This is a genomic window from Streptomyces spiralis, assembly GCF_014654675.1.
Lineage (GTDB): Bacteria > Actinomycetota > Actinomycetes > Streptomycetales > Streptomycetaceae > Streptomyces > Streptomyces spiralis.
Genome location: NZ_BNBC01000004.1, coordinates 56,824 through 68,192, shown reverse-complemented (window position 1 = coordinate 68,192; position 11,369 = coordinate 56,824). Strand labels below are relative to the sequence as shown.

The following is an 11,369-nucleotide window of genomic DNA, read 5'->3' as shown; positions in this document are numbered from 1 at the left end:
GGTCAGTCGTGGAGCGGCCGGTCGCCGAGCCGGTGGTCGGCCACGTTCAGCGCCTCGGCGACCAGCCGGCGCAGATGGCCGTCGTGCAGGGAGTAGATCACCCGGCGGCCCTCCTTGCGGGTGGCCACGAGCCCGGCCAGCCGCAGCCGCGCCAGGTGCTGGCTGACGGCGGGGCGGGCGGCGCCGCACGCCTCGGTGAGCGTGGTGACATCGGCCTCGCCCGAGGTCAGTGCGTGCAGCAGGGTGAGCCGGGTGCGGTCGCCGAGCAGGGCGAGCAGTTCGGCGGCGAGCGCGACCTGTTCCTCGCCCGGGGTGTGCGGGTGCGCATGGTGCGCAGGTGATAGGTGCATGCGTGCGCTCATACGCACATAATGGCGTCGTGGGCGCCTGGCGTCCACCTCCCGCGCACCGGAAGGGGAACGACGTGAGCGACCGGCACCACCCCCACGACCACGACGGCCACGGCCACAGTCACCACCACGACCACAGCCGTGATCATGCGCACCCTCACCCCCACTCCCACGCGTCGGCGTCCCTCCGGCACCGCCTGCAGCACGTCCTGACGCCCCACTCCCACGAGACCGCGGACAAGCTCGACTCCGCACTGGAGTCCTCGGCGCGCGGCATGCGGGCCCTGTGGGTCTCGCTGGCCGTGCTGGGTGCGACCGCGCTCGTCCAGGCGCTGGTGGTGGTGGGTTCCGGCTCGGTCGCCCTGCTCGGCGACACGGTGCACAACGCGGCGGACGCCCTGACCGCCGTGCCGTTGGGCATCGCCTTCGTGCTGGGCCGCAGGGCCGCGACGCGCCGCTTCACCTACGGTTACGGGCGCGCCGAGGACCTGGCCGGTCTGGTGATCGTGCTGACGATCGCGGCGTCGGCGGTGTTCGCGGCGTGGGCGGCGGTCGAACGGCTCGTCGATCCGCGTCCCGTGCAGCATCTCCCGGCGGTGGCCGTGGCGGCCCTGGTCGGGTTCGCGGGCAACGAGTGGGTGGCCCGCTACCGGATCCGGGTGGGCCGGGCGATCGGTTCGGCCGCACTCGTCGCCGACGGACTGCACGCCCGAACGGACGGCTTCACCTCGCTCGCCGTGCTGCTGGGCGCGGGCGGCGCGGCCCTGGGGTGGCAGTCGGCCGACCCGATCGTGGGGCTGGCGATCACGGCGGCGATCGCGCTGGTGCTGCGCGACGCGGCGCGCGAGGTGTTCCGACGGATGATGGACGCCGTCGACCCGGCCCTCGTGGACCGCGCCGAGCGGGCCCTGCGCCAGGTGCCCGGGGTGCACGCCGTGGGCGAGCTGCGGCTGCGCTGGATCGGGCACCGGCTGCGGGCGGAGGTCGCGGTGGTGGTGGACGGCGAGGCGACCCTGCGCCAGGCCCACGCGGTCGCCGTCGACGCCGAACACGCCCTGCTGCACACCGTCCCGAGGCTCACCGCGGCCCTGGTCCACGCCGACCCCGCCCCCACCGCGGGCGAATCCGACCCCCACCTCACCCTCGCCCACCACGCATCGCCCTGAGCATGCGTGGCTCGGGCCCCTGATCAGGTGTCAGGCGCCGAGACCGTCCAGCACCACCGCGCCCGGGAGTTCCGCGAAGGCCTTGCCCGGGACGAGGAGCTTGCCGCGGCGGCGGCCGCTGCCGACCAGGACGTACGGGAGGTCGACGACGGCGGAGTCGATCAGTACCGGCCAGCCCTCGGGCAGTCCGATCGGGGTGATGCCGCCGTACTCCATGCCGGTCTCCCCCGTGGCCACGTCCATCGACGCGAAGGAGGCCTTGCGGGCGTCGAGATGGCGGCGTACGACGCCGTTGACGTCGACGCGGGTCGTCGACAGGGCCACACACGCGGCCAGCCGGCTCTCGCCGCCGCGCTTGCCGGCCACCACCACGCAGTTCGCGGACCGCTCCAGCAGGTCCTGGCCGTAGTGCTCGACGAAGACCGCCGTGTCGGCCCACTGCGGGTCGGTCTCGACGTAGACGATCTGGTCGGCGGGGACGCTGCCGCGCCAGTGGCGTAGGGCGTCGGCGACCGGGCGGACCAGTTCGTCGAGGCAGTCGGGCGCGGGGACGGCCCGGTCGAAGTCTCCGATGGGTGCGCGCATGAGCGCACGGTAACAGCCGCCCGGCGCGCACCGCGGGGGTGTCTCAGTGCACGGGCGGCACCGACACGGCCATCACCATCTCCATGGGCACGGCACCCTCGTTGGCATACGTGTGCGGCGTGTTGGCCTCGAAGGACGCGCTCGCGCCCTCGGGCACGCGGTACTCCGCCCCGTCCACGGTGAGCGTCAGTTCCCCCGCCGTGACGTGGACCAGTTCGACCGTGCCGGCCGGGTGGGGGTCGGAGGCGCTGCGCTCCCCCGGCATCAGGCGCCACTCCCACATCTCCAGCGGGCCCGGCGCCTCGACGCCCGCCAGCAGCCGGTTGTAGCTGCCGGCGTCGGTGTGCCAGAGCCGGACGGCCTGCTCGGCGGGGACGATGCGGACCTTCGGGCCCTGCTCGTAGTCGAGCAGGGTGGTGATGCTGACGCCGAGCGCGTCACCGATCTTGACGACGGTGCCGAGGCTGGGGTTGGTGCGGGCCTGCTCGATCTGGATGAGCATGCCGCGGCTGACTCCCGAACGGGCGGCGAGCGTGTCCAGCGTGAAGCCGCGCTCGGTGCGCCAGCGCTTGACGTTGCGCGCCAGGGACTGGGTCAGCAGTTCGAGGTCCGACACATTCCGTCCAATATTCTTGATGACATAGTTCACTTCACTGAACTACGATGGGGTGCACCCGATCGTTCACCGAACTGTACTGCGAGGCGTCCCGTGACAGCATTCTTCGCCCTGGCCACCAGCCTTCTGTGGGGCCTGGCCGACTTCGGCGGCGGACTGCTCACGCGACGCAACCCGGCGCTGACCGTGGTCGTGGTCTCCCAGGCGATCGCGGCGGCGGTGCTGGGCGCGATCGTGGTCGCCACCGGCGGCTGGAGCGAGGCCGGGCCGCGGCTGTGGTTCGCCTTCGCCGCGGGCCTGGTCGGGCCGGTGGCGATGCTCTCGTTCTACAAGGCGCTGGCCCTCGGCCCGATGGGCGTGGTCTCGCCGCTCGCCACCCTGAGCGTGGCCGTCCCCATCGGGGTCGGCCTGGTCCTCGGCGAGCGGCCGGGACTGCTCCAGGTCGCGGGCATCGCGGTCGCCGTCACCGGTGTGATGCTCGCGGGCGGGCCGCAGATGGGAGGCGCGGCCGTGCAGCGGCGCACGATCTGGCTGACGCTCGTCGCCGCCCTCGGCTTCGGCACGGTGTTCGCGCTGATCGCCGAGGCGTCGACCACGGTCACCGGGCTCTTCCTCGCGCTGTTCGTGCAGCGAGTGACCAACGTGGCCACGGGCGGGGCCGCGCTGTACCTCTCCGCACGGCGGGGCGGGGCCGTGCTGCCGGAGGCCGGATTCCCCTGGGGTGCCCTGCCGGCACTCGCCTTCGTCGGTCTCGCGGACGTGGCCGCCAACGGCACGTACTCGGTCGCCGCCCAGCACGGCCCGGTCACCGTGGCCGCCGTGCTCGCCTCCCTGTACCCGGTGGTGACCGCGCTGGCCGCCCGCGGCTTCCTCAGTGAACGGCTGCGGGCCGTCCAGGCGGCCGGAGCGGGTCTGGCGCTGGTGGGGACGCTGCTGCTGGCGACGGGGTGAGAGACGACCCCTAGGGCCTGGCCGAGGAACCGGAGTCCTCCACACCGCCCAGCTGCGCGAGCCCGGCCACGCTCTCCGGGTCCAGGTCCGCCAGCGCCGCCAGCTGTTCCGGGGTCACACCCTCCGGTATCGGCACGGGTGCCGGTGTCCGCAGTGGCGGCTGCCAGCCGTCGGCGGGCGTCCACCGGCGTACGACCCGGGCGGGTGCCCCCGCGACCACGGCGTGGTCGGGCACCTCGCCGCGCACCACTGCACCGGCGGCGACCACCACGTTCCGCCCGATCCGGGCCCCGGGCAGGATCACCACCCCGGTGCCGATCCAGCACCCGGGCCCGATCTCCACCGGCTCCATCCGCGGCCACTGCTTGCCGATGGGCTGGTGCGGGTCGTCGTAGGAGTGGTTGGTGGAGGTGACGTAGACGTACGGCCCGAAGTAGCAGTCGCTGCCGATGGTGACCGTCGTGTCGGCGATGACATGGCTGCCGCGGCCGAGGACGACTCCGTCGCCGATGTGCAGGATCGGGTCCGGCCCGAGGTCGAGGTCGGGCATCAGACCGGCCGTCAGCGTGACCTGCTCCCCGACGATGCAGTGCGCGCCGAGATGGATCCACGGTTCACCGAAGACCGTGCCGAGCGGGAAGGCCAGTCTGGTACCTGTTCCCATCGCGCCGAAGCGGAAGCGACCGGGGTGTTCCGCCGTGACGGAGCCCGTGCGCTGCACCCAGGCCCAGCCCGCGTGGACGGCGCGCTGCGCGAGGCGGCGCCGCCATGATGAGAACGTGTTCTTGCGCTTGGGCACCCGCTCACCGTACTCAGGCCGTGCCGCCCCCATGGGACCGGACGCCTGTGATCTTCACCCCACCGGATGACGTACGGTGCGTGGTGTCGACGACGAGGAGAGGGCGATGACGCACAAGGCGCTGATCACGGGCATCGGTGGCAAGGAGCCGAAGATCGACGGGGAGGCGTTCGTGGCGCCCACGTCCTCGGTGATCGGGGACGTGACGGTGGAGGCCGGGGCGAGCATCTGGTACGGCGCGGTGGTCCGGGGCGACGTCGAGCGCATCCTCGTCGGCGCGCGGAGCAACATCCAGGACAACTGCACCCTGCACGCGGACCCCGGTTTCCCGGTGATCATCGGCGAGCGGGTGTCCGTCGGCCACAACGCGGTCGTCCACGGGGCGACGGTGGAGGACGACTGCCTGATCGGCATGGGGGCGACCGTACTGAACGGCGCGGTCGTCGGAGCGGGATCACTCGTCGCCGCTCAGGCCCTGGTGCCGCAGGGCATGGTGGTGCCGCCCGGTTCGCTGGTGGCAGGGGTGCCGGCGAAGGTGCGGCGGGAGCTGACCGAGGAGGAGCGCCAGGGCCTCACGCTCAACGGCACGATGTACGCGGAGCTGGCGAACGCCCACCGAGACGTGCACGAATAGCGCACGGACGGATCCGCGCGGCCGGTGCACGACCGGCCGCTCGAGGCCTACTCGGCGGCGCCCACGGTCTCCACCTCGGCCTCCTGCGCGGCGCCCTGCGCCTTCTTCGCCTTGCGCCTGAGCACCAGCATCGACCCCAGGCCGATGAGCACGGCCACCACCAGGCCCAGCCAGGAGAACTTCTTCAGCCAGGACTCGGCTACGACACCGACGTAGTAGATGACGGCCGTCGTGCCGCCCGCCCAGCAGATGCCGCCGAGCACGTTGGCGGTGAGGAACTTCCAGTACGGCATCCGCAGCACGCCCGCGAGCGGGCCGGCGAAGATGCGCAGCAGGGCGACGAAACGGCCGAAGAACACGGCCCACATGCCCCACTTCTCGAAGGAGCGTTCGGCCGTGGCGACATGTCCCTCGCTGAAGTGCTTGGGGAACTTCCTCCCCAGCCAGGCGATCAGCGGTCTGCCGCCCTTGCGGCCGATGGCGTAGCCGATGGAGTCGCCCACGACCGCGCCGGCGGTCGCGCAAGCGCCCAGCACGACGGGGTTGACACCGGTGTGCTGCGAGGACATCAGGGCCGCCGAGACCAGGATGATCTCGCCGGGCAGGGGGATGCCCAGGCTCTCCAGCCCGATGACCAGGGCCACCACGGCGTAGACGGCGCCTGCGGGCACCGAGTCGAGCCACTCCTGGACGTGCACCGCCGGTTCCTCCCCGTTTCGCGTCCGCGTGTTCCCGGGCGCGCCGCGACGAGCGCCCCCGGGAAGCCTACCGGTTCGGCCCCGAAGGGTGGTGTGCCATGGTTCGCCCGGAGTTCTCCGAGGCGGACGCGGACGGGGCCTCGGGGGCGACCACGGCCCGGCGGGCGGGGTCGCCGGACGCTCCCCAGGTGACCCGGGGGGCGGAGGCGGCGGCCCGGTCGGCCGTCCAGCCCTTGGCCGCCAGAACAGTGGCGAGCAGGACGAGCGAGGCGAGTCCGACGGCCACGGCCAGGGCCGTGCGGTGCCGGTTCCCGTACCCATGAGCATGCCCATGCCCGCGCCATGGGCCCGTACGTCCGGAGAACGCGCCGGCGCCGGCGGTACCGGCGATGCCTCGACGTCCGCCGCGCGCGAGGCCGGCCGGCCCGGACGCACGGTGGGCCCCCGGGACCGCGGCGGCCGGGCCCGCCGCGGCGCGGGCCGGCCGGGAGTCCAGATAGCGGCGGGCGCCCCAGCCGAGCACGGCCTCGGCGAGCAGGACGTGCAGGCCGCCGTCGAAGTGACCGAGTTGTTCGGCCGCCTGCCGGCAGTGCCGGCAGGCGCGAAGGTGCTGCCGGACATCGGGCAGCAGCGTCCCGCCACGGCGCAGGGGAACGTCGAGGAGCCGGTTGTAGTAGCGGCATTCACCGCTCGGCGCGAGTTCCCGGTGTGCGCGCACGCAGCCCGCCCGGAATTGCTCCCGTGCCTGCTCCAGCGTGCCCTCCGCGCCGGCGGCGTCCATAGCCAGCAGACCGGACGGTATGGTTATGGGTTCGGCCTCGACCTCGGTGTGCCACAACAGACACTGGAAAGCGCCGGGAAGGGCCTGGAAAGCCCTTTCCGCCAGCAGCCGTTTTTCGGACGTCATGGACTTCACCGCACGAAGACCGCGGCCTCCCGAAGGTCTGCTCAGTTCCGGCAGTACGGCGCACGCCGCCTCGTCGGCGGCCCATTCCCGGACGGTTTCCCGGGCGGCGACGAGGAGTTGCGGGCGCAGGGCGCCGCCGACCGCGCCACCGGTCAGTCGGCGCAGCACGTGCCGGAAGGCGGCGGTGGCGACCATGGCCGCCGAATCGCCCGGCGCCGCAAGGCAGATGGCGGCGTAGTCGTAGGTCGCCCGCCAGTGCCGGGCGAGCAGCAGCGCGACGGCGTGGTGGCCGCCGTCGGGGTCCCGCAGCCGGGCGACGAGATGGCGGTCGGACTCGGTCGCGGTCACACCGGAGTGGGGCGGATAGGGAGGGCGTGGGGGGTGGGGGGCTTGCACTGGACCTTTTCCTTTCAGGCCGCAGGACGGCACACGGAACGCGTCCAGGGACGCGGGTGCCGGAGGGATGCGCACCTGACCGGGAAAGGGAGGCCGGTCATCGCCTTTCCCGCAGGGGAGGCTCACTTTCGCACACGCTACTCACGGGAAACAAGGAGTTCGAAAGGCCGAAGTGACAATGCCCGGAAATGCCAGGGGAGTTACCGCGAGTATCCGCACCCGCATTCGAAAATTCCACCACGCAGAAGACCCCGACATGTGGACGGACGGGGCCGGATGACACACGAAACCTCCAACTCCGGCCCCCACCTCGCCGGGTGCGGGACCGGAGCGGATGCCGGCGGCGGTGCAGCGCCGCTCAGCTGTTCGGCCGGAGGGTCCAGACGACCGTCATCTCGCTGGTGACGGCGCCGTCCTCACGCTGGATCCGCACGGTCACCGGGAACTCGGGGCGCCGCCCCTCGTCGAGTTCGGCGACGACCTCGGCGGCGGGACGGCCGAGGGTCGCGGTGGCCTTGACCGGGCCGAGGGCGATCTTCTTGAACGCGATCTCGGCGTTCACCGGCAGCGGCACCGCCCGCGAGAGCTGGTCGCCGAAGGCGGCGAGGACGATCGCCCCGCTGGCCGACTCGCCGAGCGTGAACATCGCCCCGGCGTGCGGTCCACCGACGTGGTTGCGGTACTCGCCCTGGTCCGGCAGGGACAGCACGGCCCGCTCCGGAGTGGTCTCCAGGTACTCGAGGTTCAGGGTCCGAACCATCGGCACCGTGGCGGCGAGCAACTCGCCGATCGACATCTGATCTGCGCTCATGGCGTCATGTTACTTGCGAGTAGCACGCCTGACCAGAGCGATCCCGGCGCCGCGTCCACCGATCTGGTACGTCCCTGACAAAGCCCGGTGACCGAATCGTGTCCCCGGCACCATAGGGTTGCTGCTCATGTGGCCAGGACAGCAGCCGCCCGGGGGCGAGCAGAACCCGCAGAACAACCCGTACCAGCAGCCGGGTTACCAGCAGCCGAATCCCTATCAGCAGCCCGGGTACCAACAGCCCAACCCCTATACCCAGCCGCCGCAGCCGCAGCCGCAGTGGGGCGCCCCCACCCCCGTGGGCGGGCCGCAGCCGCCGACCGGCGCGGGCGGCGGTGGCGGCGGCGCCAACCGGACCAAGCTCGTCGCGATCATCGCCGCGACGGCCGTGGTGGTGGCGGCCGGTGTGACCGGGTTCCTGGTCCTCGGTGGCGGCAAGGACGACAAGGCGGACGGCGGCAAGACCGACGGCAAGGCGAGCCAGTCAGCGTCGGCGTCGGCGTCGACCGGCGCGAGCCCGTCCGACACCGCGGCGGGCGACAACCCGCGCGGCACTCAGACCGAGAAGCCGGTGATCCCCGGCTGGAAGGTCGTCCTCAACCCCAAGCACGGCACGGCCTTCGACGTCCCGCCCGACTGGAAGGTCGACTCCCCCGGCGTGGTCAGCGGCTTCGAGGACAAGAAGAAGGGCGACGGCTCTCCCTACATCGTGTTCTCCGCGCCCGCCTTCCTGAAGGAGAGCTGGTGCACGTCCGACGACGACAAGGACGGCAACAAGGAGACCAGCTCCCTGGCGTCCAGCGGGACCAAGGGTGAGAACGGCGGCAAGGACACCGCCAGCATCGCCCGCGGGGACGCCGCCGCGTTCGCCTTCGGCGGCTACACCGACCAGAGCGACGCCGCCAAGAAGTACCTGAAGATCGGCAAGGCGAAGCCCTACACCACCAAGTCCGGCCTTGCGGGCAGCGTCGCGACCTCGTTCACCGCGGGCGTGCCGAAGACGCACAAGTGCGACACCGACGGCAAGGCGACCAGCTTCGCCTTCAAGAACTCGCAGGGCGACTTCACCTCCTGGACCCTCTACGGCGCCAAGGGTGTGAAGGACGAGCTGTCCGACGCCACCATCCTGAAGATCCTCAGCACGGTCCGGCTGCATGGGGACCCGACCGGCTGACCGGGCGCGGGCCCGGCACGCGGGCGGGACGGGCGGTCAGCCGACGCTGAACGTCCCGCCCGGAGGCTCGGGTGAGGGTACGGCGTCCTCGTCCCCGACGGCGGCGGCCGTGCCGATGAACTCCCACAGGGCGGCGCCGTGTTCGACGCGGGCGGGGAAGACGTCGGCGGCGGTGCGCCGGGCCAGGGCGGCCGTGTCCACGGGGCGGTGCGCGGCGATCAGCACCGCGTTGCCGAAGCGCCGGCCGCGCAGCACGCCGGGCTCGGCGATCACCGCCAGCTCCTCGAACAGCGTGGCGAACGTGGCGAGTTGGGAACGCAGGAAGGCGAAGGGCGCGGCGTCGGCGAGGTTCGCGAGGTAGATCCCGTCGCCGCGCAGCACCCGCTCGGCCTCACGGGCGTAGGCGAGGGTCGTGAGGTGGGCCGGGACCCGGGAGCCGCCGAAGACGTCGGCGATCAGCACGTCCGCGGAATCGGCCGGGGCTGCTTCCAGCCAGGCGCGGGCGTCGGCGGTGTGCAGCACCGTCCCCGCGTCCTCCTGGAGTGGGAGGTGGCCGACGACCAGCTCCAGCAGGGCGCGGTCGGCCTCGACGACCTCCTGGCGCGATCCGGGGCGGGTCGCGGCCACGTAGCGGGGCAGGGTGAGCGCACCGCCGCCCAGGTGCAGGACGTCCAGCGGGCGGCCCGGTTCCGCGACGGTGTCCAGGACGTGCCCGAGCCGGCGCGCGTACTCGAACTCCAGGTGTGTGGGCTCGTCCAGGTCGACGTACGACTGCGGCGCCCCGTCCACGGTGAGCAGCCAGGCCCGTTCGCGGTCGATGTCGGGCATCAGCTTGGCGGTCCCGTGATCGACGGCGCGGGTCACGGGTATGGACTCGGTCACGGGTCCATTGTGCCGGTCCGTACGTCCGGTGCGCGCCGCCCCCGCACCCGGCGCCCGCCGGTGACCTCGCCGGGTGCGGGCCGGACTCGCCCGGCCCGCACCTACGGCTCCGTCAGCACCCCCCGTTCACTCCACGGCGGTCACCGTGCCCGCGCCGACGGTCCGGCCGCCCTCGCGGATGGCGAAGCCGAGCCCCGGCTCCAGCGGCACCTCGCGTCCCAGTTCCACCGTCATCGCGACCGTGTCCCCGGGCCGCGCGACCGCCGCCTCGCCGAGGTCGATGTCGCCGACCACGTCCGCGGTGCGGATGTAGAACTGCGGGCGGTAGCCGGTGGCCACCGGTGTCGTACGGCCGCCCTCGCGCGCCGAGAGGACGTACACCTGTGCGCTGAAGCGCCGCCTGGGTGTGACGCTGCCCGGGGCCGCGACGACGTGGCCGCGGCGGACCGCGTCGCGCGGGACACCGCGCAGCAGGAGCGCGACGTTGTCCCCGGCCTGCGCTTCCGTCATGGGCTTGCCGAAGGTCTCCAGGCCGGTGACCACCGTCTCCGTCTCGGCGCCCAGCACCTCCACCCGGTCGCCGACGCGGACCGTGCCGCGCTCCACCGCGCCGGTGACGACGGTGCCCCGGCCGGTGATGGTCAGCACGTTCTCCACCGGCAGCAGGAACGGTGCGTCCAGGTACCGCTCCGGCATGGGCACGTAGGTGTCCACCGCGTCGAGCAGCGCCTCGATGGACGCCGTCCACCGCGGGTCGCCCTCCAGCGCCTTCAGCCCGGAGACCCGTACGACGGGCACCGCGTCGCCGCCGTAGCCCTGCTCGGTGAGCAGGTCGCGGACCTCCAGCTCGACGAGGTCGATGAGCTCCTCGTCGCCGGCGTCCGCCTTGTTGAGGGCGACGACGATGTGGTCGACGCCCACCTGCCGGGCGAGCAGCACGTGCTCGGCGGTCTGCGGCATGATCCCGTCGAGCGCGGAGACGACGAGGATCGCCCCGTCGAGCTGCGCGGCGCCGGTGACCATGTTCTTGACGTAGTCGGCGTGGCCCGGCATGTCCACGTGCGCGTAGTGCCGGGTGTCGGTCTCGTACTCGACGTGCGCGATGTTGATGGTGATGCCGCGGGCGGCCTCCTCCGGGGCCCGGTCGATGCGGTCGAACGGCACGAACGTGCCGGTGCCGCGCTCGGCCAGGACCTTGGTGATGGCGGCGGTCAGGGTGGTCTTGCCGTGGTCGACATGGCCCATCGTGCCGATGTTCAGATGCGGTTTGGTGCGTACGTACGCGGTCTTGGACATGGCTGTACCTCGAAGCCTTTCAGCCGTGAAGGAATGCGGGACCCCGAGGACTCTCCGACCCTCCCCCTGCGGGGTCCGCCGGACGATCCGGGGAGGGTCAGCTTCGG

At 72.6% G+C, this 11,369-nt stretch carries 13 protein-coding genes; 4 read left to right on the top strand and 9 right to left on the bottom strand.

The window, feature by feature from the left end:
- Positions 1–2: 2 nt before the first annotated feature.
- On the bottom strand, positions 3–362 hold the full coding sequence (locus IE318_RS06165) for an ArsR/SmtB family transcription factor (protein WP_189897329.1): 360 nt from the start codon (positions 360–362) through the stop codon (positions 3–5).
- Between the two features lie 62 nt (positions 363–424).
- Here IE318_RS06165 and IE318_RS06160 point away from each other — a divergent pair, with 62 nt between their 5' ends.
- Positions 425–1,516 carry a cation diffusion facilitator family transporter gene (locus IE318_RS06160; RefSeq protein WP_189897327.1) on the top strand — a complete coding sequence of 364 codons (1,092 nt, stop codon included), beginning with the start codon at positions 425–427 and terminating at the stop codon, positions 1,514–1,516.
- 30 nt (positions 1,517–1,546) lie between these two features.
- On the opposite strand, the gene IE318_RS06155 is transcribed toward IE318_RS06160, so the two are convergent.
- Together IE318_RS06155 and IE318_RS06150 are read right to left on the bottom strand one after the other, a co-directional pair.
- Complete coding sequence (locus tag IE318_RS06155) at positions 1,547–2,101, bottom strand: YbaK/EbsC family protein (protein WP_189897325.1); 555 nt, start codon at positions 2,099–2,101, stop codon at positions 1,547–1,549.
- A gap of 43 nt (positions 2,102–2,144) precedes the next feature.
- On the bottom strand, positions 2,145–2,717 hold the full coding sequence (locus IE318_RS06150) for a helix-turn-helix domain-containing protein (RefSeq protein WP_189897322.1): 573 nt from the start codon (positions 2,715–2,717) through the stop codon (positions 2,145–2,147).
- 93 nt (positions 2,718–2,810) lie between these two features.
- Here IE318_RS06150 and IE318_RS06145 point away from each other — a divergent pair, with 93 nt between their 5' ends.
- Positions 2,811–3,668 (top strand): DMT family transporter, encoded by an 858-nt coding sequence (locus IE318_RS06145; RefSeq protein ID WP_189897319.1) that lies wholly within the window; start codon positions 2,811–2,813, stop codon positions 3,666–3,668.
- A gap of 10 nt (positions 3,669–3,678) precedes the next feature.
- Here IE318_RS06145 and IE318_RS06140 read toward each other — a convergent pair whose 3' ends face one another.
- A complete protein-coding gene (locus tag IE318_RS06140) occupies positions 3,679–4,467 on the bottom strand; it encodes an acyltransferase (RefSeq protein ID WP_189897316.1) in 789 nt (262 codons plus the stop codon).
- Positions 4,468–4,573: 106 nt separating this feature from the next.
- On the opposite strand from IE318_RS06140, the gene IE318_RS06135 reads away from it, so the two are divergent.
- Positions 4,574–5,101 carry a gamma carbonic anhydrase family protein gene (locus IE318_RS06135; protein ID WP_189897314.1) on the top strand — a complete coding sequence of 176 codons (528 nt, stop codon included), beginning with the start codon at positions 4,574–4,576 and terminating at the stop codon, positions 5,099–5,101.
- A gap of 47 nt (positions 5,102–5,148) precedes the next feature.
- Here IE318_RS06135 and IE318_RS06130 read toward each other — a convergent pair whose 3' ends face one another.
- The 3 genes from IE318_RS06130 to IE318_RS06120 all read right to left on the bottom strand — a co-directional run bounded on the left by IE318_RS06130 (position 5,149) and on the right by IE318_RS06120 (position 7,898).
- Positions 5,149–5,799, bottom strand: a complete 651-nt coding sequence (locus tag IE318_RS06130) for a DedA family protein (protein WP_030177673.1) — start codon at positions 5,797–5,799, stop codon at positions 5,149–5,151.
- A gap of 67 nt (positions 5,800–5,866) precedes the next feature.
- Entirely contained in the window at positions 5,867–7,054 is a 1,188-nt protein-coding gene (locus IE318_RS06125) for a hypothetical protein (protein WP_189897311.1), read from the bottom strand.
- 406 nt (positions 7,055–7,460) lie between these two features.
- On the bottom strand, positions 7,461–7,898 hold the full coding sequence (locus IE318_RS06120) for a DUF4442 domain-containing protein (protein ID WP_030177669.1): 438 nt from the start codon (positions 7,896–7,898) through the stop codon (positions 7,461–7,463).
- Positions 7,899–8,040: 142 nt separating this feature from the next.
- On the opposite strand from IE318_RS06120, the gene IE318_RS06115 reads away from it, so the two are divergent.
- Positions 8,041–9,084, top strand: a complete 1,044-nt coding sequence (locus IE318_RS06115; protein WP_189897309.1) for a DUF8017 domain-containing protein — start codon at positions 8,041–8,043, stop codon at positions 9,082–9,084.
- 36 nt (positions 9,085–9,120) lie between these two features.
- Here the strand turns inward: IE318_RS06115 and IE318_RS06110 are convergent, their stop codons facing one another.
- Together IE318_RS06110 and tuf are read right to left on the bottom strand one after the other, a co-directional pair.
- Positions 9,121–9,966 (bottom strand): spermidine synthase, encoded by an 846-nt coding sequence (locus IE318_RS06110; protein ID WP_189897307.1) that lies wholly within the window; start codon positions 9,964–9,966, stop codon positions 9,121–9,123.
- Between the two features lie 126 nt (positions 9,967–10,092).
- A complete protein-coding gene (tuf, locus tag IE318_RS06105) occupies positions 10,093–11,262 on the bottom strand; it encodes an elongation factor Tu (protein WP_189897305.1) in 1,170 nt (389 codons plus the stop codon).
- Positions 11,263–11,369 lie beyond the last annotated feature (107 nt).